Consider the following 5,167-nt stretch of genomic DNA (forward strand, 5'->3'; position numbering starts at 1 on the left):
GTCCAGAGCTGGACGCAGGGCACCGAGGCGCAGCTGGCGGCTCTGGCCACCGACCGCGCCTTCACCTTCACCAAGAAGTAGTGGGCACCAAGAAGTAACAGGCACAGCGAAGAAAACACGAGCGGGCGCTTCCGGTCATGGAGTCACCGGAAGCGCCCGCCCTGTCAGCTGGCGACCTTGCGCGCGGCCACCAGCTGGCCTTCCGAGAACCCCTCGACCCGCACCTCGGTGCCGGTCGTGCTCAACGTCGCGGTGTGCGCGCCGTCGGTGACGTCCAGCGAGGTGGCCGGGCGGCCGTCGACGTAGATGTCCACCCGGTCGAGGTTCACGGTGTCCAGTGAGACGGTCGTTCCCGCGACCGCCACGCCGAGCCGCCGCACCGGCAGCGCGGCGAGCAACGATCCGGCCCGCGCGAGCAGATCGACGTTGCCTTCCAGCAGATCCGCGCGCGTCAGCTTGTGCTGGTGCGTCGGCCGCACGCCCAGATCCTCGACGGGCGTACCGGAAAGCTTGCCGACGCGCAGCGTGCGGCGGATCGACACGCGCATGTTCGCCTTGTTGGGCAACGGCTTGTACGGCGACTCGGGGTCGCCCGGCGCCGGGATCTTCAGCAGCTGCATCAGCAACCCGTGCGTCCACACGTTCGCGCCGCCCGCGCCGGTGTTGTCGTCCACGCCGAGGATCGGGCCCAGCTCGTGGTCGGCCCAGCCCGCGGCGAAGATGTCGGTCGCGGAGTAGACCCGCGCGTCGGTGATCAGCAGGACCGGGCCGTGGTAGGTCTGGCCGACCGCGTTCGCGCCGTCGACCGGGCTGATGGTGTGGGCGCAGGAGAACGCCTGGCCCGTCTCGGTCGAGCTGTCGAGCGACGGGAACCACGGGCCGAGGTCGATCTGGCCGGTCGGGTCGTCCGCGTGGCGGCGGCAGATGCGCAGGTTCAGCGGTGTGCTCAGGAACTGCACGGGCTCCGGGGAGATGCTGCGGGGAGTCATCGTCTGCAGCAGGAACTCGGAGGCGAAGATGTGGCCGCCGCCGTTGTCCCGCACGTCGACGATGAGTCCGTTCTGCGGCAGCAGAGCCGCGAGCCGCACGAACTCCTTCAGGAACCCCTCGGGGTCGTCCACGCTGAACGTGAAGATCCGCAGGTGCCCGAAGGTGCCGGACGGCGTCACGACGGGACGCGCCCGGAACACGCCGGGCATCGTCGTCGCCACGTCCGTCACGCTCATCGCGACCGCCTCACCGGAGGCCTCGGCGGCGATGACCTTGGGCGCGTGCAACAACTTCTTGGCGCGCGCCTTCTCGTCCGAGTCCAGGTCGACGCCCTGCGCGGCCGCGGCGGGCGACAGCGAGTCGACGTCGGTCATCGGCGGCAGGTTGTCCGTCACCTGCCAGTCGACGCGGATGTCCTCGGCGCCGGCCGCGCCCTGGAACGTGACGACGACCCAGTCCTCGTCGGGCGGGAGCTGGATCACCAAGGGGCGCAACGTGAGCGACTCGAGGCCGCGCGCGAGGTTCGCGGCGGTGTTGCTGCCGGCGAAGATCGCGCCGTTCAACGCCACGGCGCGGGCGATCGGCATGCCGTTCCAGTGCGTCACCTCGGCACCGATGGCGAGACCGTTGAAGTCCGCGACCGTGCGCGCGACGAGGTACTGCTCGGTGCCGTCCGCGGCGAAGCAGCGCTCCAGCTGGAACGGCAGGAAGGCGATCTTGCCCGCGAACGGCGCGGGCAGCAGGTAGTTCGTGTGCAGGTCGCGGACCGAGTGGAAGGTCGAGGACAGCTCGCGGTGGAACTGCCACTCCGGCTCGGCGGTGGCGTCGGTCTGCCGTTCGAGTCTGGCTCGTAAGACCCTGAGTCTTTGCACGGGGTTCACCGCGTGCATGGCGACTTTGAGCGGCAGGTGCGCGTAGTTCTGTTCCAGCAGGATCAGGGCCTGGTCGACGAGGAGCTTGCGCTGAGCCAGGGTGAGCGTGCCCGCGGTGGCGAGGAACTCGGCGAGTCCGACGGAGTTTGCGACGTTCGGGTGAGCGGTTGCGGTCATGGTGGGGCCTCCTTGCCAAGTAGAGGCTTTCCAGGCCGTCTGGATACACCTTTTTCACCCGTTCGGCCGCTAATCGGAGCAGTTTTCAGGACGACAACTGGAGTAAAGGGGAGGCCACCATGAGTCCGCGGACCTTGGAACTGCGCATCCACGGGGTCAACAACACGCCCCCGACGGCGATGCTGGCGCTCCCCGACCACGCCGTGGAGCAGTTCCGCGGCGACAGGTTCGGCAGCTTCTGGCGCCCGAAGCCGGACAAGGTCGCCGAACTGCCACCGGATCACCCCGGCCGGGTGTCCGGCGACGTGCGGCGCGAGGCGTACTCGTGGGGCGGCATGGCGCGCAGCAGTCCGGGTGTTCCTGGCAGCGGGGTGCCGTCGGTGCTCGCGAACGTGTTGGGGCGCATCGGATGGGCGTTGCTGCTCCCGTTCGGTCTCGCGAACGTCGCCTACTGGTCCCGGAAACTCCCCGACGACTCGATTCCGGCCACCAAACGGATGGCGTGGTGGAACGCCGGGCGCGGCGCGGCTTCGACCCGGTTGTTCGGCCTGGGGCTGACGGTTCTGCTGGTGCTCGCGGTGTGCGAGGTCGCGATCGACATCTACGCGATCCAGTGCTCGTTGCCGGGCACGACGTGCAAACGGCTGCCGGAGTTCCTCGATCTCCTCGGCGATCCCGCGCGGCACATCAGGGTTCTCGCCGCTTCCGCCGTGCCGGTGTTGCTGCTGCTGGGGTTGCTGGCGCTGACGTCGTTGTCCCGCAGCAGGTACGAGATGACGACCATGCGCCGCTCGCCTCAACGGCGTGCGGGCGTGATGCTCAGCCGGTCGTCGATGTGGGAGGGCAGTCCGCGGATCCGCCGGCTCACGCGCCTGCACATCGCGGCGGGCTGTTGCGTGGTCGTGCTGGTGACGAGCACGCAGTTGTGGCACCACGCGTTCTTCCTGGTGCTCACCGTGCTCGCGGGCGGGCTGCTGGCGACGGTGACGGGCCGCGTGGTGGTGACCGCGACGGACTGCCCGGACGTGCCGTCGACCGAGAAGGGCGGCCTGTGGTCGTGGCTGCTGATGATCTCGGCGGTGATCGTGCTGGTGGCGCACGGGTTCGCGGTGTATTCGATCGAGCCGGTGTTCGACCGGCCGCTGTGGCTGACGTCATGGGGGCCGCCGGTCGTCGCGGTGGCGCTGCTCGGTTCGGTGCTGGCGGCGTGGGCGTGGCGGCGCACCGACGCCAAGGGGCCGCTGGTGTTCGTGGTGTTGTTCGCCGGGTTCATGGTTGCGACGTATTGGTTTTCGCCGGCGTGGATCGGCGCCGCGGTCGTCGGTGGGGTGTTCGCGTGGCGGGCGCGACCGCGTGCCGGTGACGAGTGGCAGGCCTGGCGCGGTGCCGGACCCGGTGTGCTGCTGGGGTTGTCGCTGACCACGTCGATGATGCTGTCGACGGTGCTGGTGCTGACGTTCCGCGGCTGGGCCGGGACGGGCTTGCGGGCGCCGTCGTTCTACTCCTGGTTCAGCGCGGCTTTCGCGGTGGCGCTGGTTCCGTTGGTGCTGCTGGTGCTCGCGGAGGCGTTCACGCTGTTGTCGCGGCTTCTCAAACCCGCGGTGCTGGACACCGAGGCAGAGGTGCTCGTCGTGCGGGTGCGGCACGTCGTCGCCGTCACGCACCGGGCCGAGAACGTCATCGGCGTGCTGTCCGTCTCCGGTGTGCTCGCGCTGATCACGACCTGCTACCTCACGTTCGACGCGCCGGCGTGGTCGCAGTGGCCCGGTGTGACGTGGGTGCTGGGCAAGGGCGACTGGGTCACCGGGCTCGCCGGGGTCGCGGTGATCGGGTCGTTCGTCGGTGCCGGGATGCTGACGAACCGGCGGCCGCTCGGGCTGTTGTGGGACCTCATGTGCTTCCTGCCGCGCACGGCGCATCCGTTCGCGCCGCCCTGCTATGCCGAGCGCGCGGTGCCGGAGATCGCCGACCGGACGCGCGAGTTCCTGGACGACTCCGAGGACAACCGCGTGGTGCTGTCCGCGCACAGTCTGGGCGCCGTGCTGGCCGTCGCGGCGCTGTACGCGTTGCCGGAGGGGTATTTGGGCCGGGTGCAGCTGCTGACGTACGGCGTGCAGCTGAGGCCGTACTTCGGGCGGATCTTCCCCGAACTGCTCGGGCCTTCTGTTCTGGGTACGCCGGAAGTCCGTGCGGGCGCGCTGTTCTCGTGCGATCCGTGGCGGCGGGCGCCTGGCGCTTCCCCGGATCGCGGGCTTTCGTCGTTGCTGGGCCCGAACTGGATAAACCTGTGGCGCCGCACCGACTACCTCGGCTTCCCGGTGCACGGCTGGGAGGACAACGCTCTTGATCGCCGTGCAAATGAGACGGACGGCTCACCGGACAAAGTGGAGACTCACGGCGGTTATCACTTGTGCGAGGCGTATCGAGAAGCGCTCAGCGACCTCGTCTCAATTGATCTGAACCGGTCACCCGATGGTGAACGTGGTGGGGGTGGGAACCTGGAACGCAGTTGACTTGAGGAGAGACATGCGCACGACTGTGGTGCCCTCGTGGGTGCCGTACTGCTCACCGGTGGACTGGCCGCTTGTTCGAGCGAAGCCCCCGCTCCTGCGGCGCCTGAGATCAAGCCGGTGGCGGAAACCTCGCTGGCCGCGCCTGCCGCGTCCGGTGACCAGCCGAAGGGCATCACCTACGACGTCAAGCGGATCCCGGTGGGCGCCAAGCTCTCCACCGGCTCGTCGGTCGAGAACGGACGGACGACGGTCGAGCTGAAGGTGTCCGGTCTGCTGCCGAACACGAAGTACGGCTCGCACGTGCACACCAAGCCGTGCGGTGCGAAGCCGGCCGACTCGGGCCCGCACTACCAGAACGAGAAGGACCCGGTCACGCCGAGCGTCGATCCCGGGTACGCCAACGCGGAGAACGAGATCTGGCTCGACTTCACCACGGACGCGCAGGGTGCCGCGACCGGCAAGGCGACGGTGAAGTGGGAGTTCCGCAAGGGCGAGGCGAACGCCGTGATCATCCACGCGACGCACTCCAGCACCGAGCACGGCAAGGCGGGCACCGCCGGTGACCGCCTCGCCTGCCTCACCGCCCAGTTCTGAACGATGAAGGGAACCTTCATC

Annotated in this window: 3 protein-coding genes; 2 read left to right on the plus strand and 1 reads right to left on the minus strand. The window is 69.0% G+C overall.

The features are described 5' to 3' along the window. Positions 1 to 164: 164 nt before the first annotated feature. The gene (locus UK23_RS25175; RefSeq protein WP_045314099.1) at positions 165 to 2,039 is read right to left on the minus strand and encodes a S41 family peptidase; all 1,875 of its coding nucleotides are present in this window, start codon (positions 2,037 to 2,039) and stop codon (positions 165 to 167) included. 119 nt (positions 2,040 to 2,158) lie between these two features. Here UK23_RS25175 and UK23_RS25180 point away from each other — a divergent pair, with 119 nt between their 5' ends. Both UK23_RS25180 and UK23_RS25185 read left to right on the plus strand, forming a co-directional pair. After that, a complete protein-coding gene (locus UK23_RS25180) occupies positions 2,159 to 4,552 on the plus strand; it encodes a hypothetical protein (RefSeq protein ID WP_156213373.1) in 2,394 nt (797 codons plus the stop codon). A gap of 36 nt (positions 4,553 to 4,588) precedes the next feature. Further along, on the plus strand, positions 4,589 to 5,146 hold the full coding sequence (locus UK23_RS25185; RefSeq protein ID WP_045314101.1) for a superoxide dismutase family protein: 558 nt from the start codon (positions 4,589 to 4,591) through the stop codon (positions 5,144 to 5,146). The last annotated feature ends 21 nt before the right edge of the window (positions 5,147 to 5,167 follow it).

The sequence above is a fragment of the Lentzea aerocolonigenes genome (genome assembly GCF_000955955.1).
Classification (GTDB): Bacteria; Actinomycetota; Actinomycetes; order Mycobacteriales; family Pseudonocardiaceae; genus Lentzea; species Lentzea aerocolonigenes_A.